The 360-nt window shown below is 49.7% G+C and carries 1 protein-coding gene; it reads right to left on the bottom strand.

The genetic code is table 11. The features are described 5' to 3' along the window. A partial coding sequence (locus tag ACYP03_RS24800; protein ID WP_459782498.1) for a glycogen/starch/alpha-glucan phosphorylase occupies nucleotides 1-360 on the bottom strand: 360 nt, incomplete at both ends.

The following is a 360-nucleotide window of genomic DNA, read 5'->3' as shown; positions in this document are numbered from 1 at the left end:
GGACTCATAATAACGGTACGGCTGATAACCCTGTTGCTTGAGTTCAAGCACTACGTCCACCAGCAAGCCAAAGATGAAGATATTGTCATCGCCCACTTCCTCGCGAATCTCGACATTCGCGCCATACATGGTGCCGATGGTTAACGCACCGTTCAGCGCCAGTTTCATGTTCCCCGTGCATGATGCTTCCTTACCGGCTGTTGAGATTTGCTCCGACACATCGGCTGCCGGAATAATGATCTCAGCCAGGCTGACTCGATAATCCGGAATAAAGACCACTTTCAGCTTGCCGCCCAGACTCGGATCGTGATTAACCTTATCGGCCACTTTGTTGATTGCAAAAATAATATCTTTCGCCAG

The sequence above is a fragment of the Photobacterium sp. R1 genome (assembly GCF_054600795.1).
Note: the sequence above shows the minus strand (reverse complement) of the source record. Positions and strands in the feature narration are given on the sequence as shown.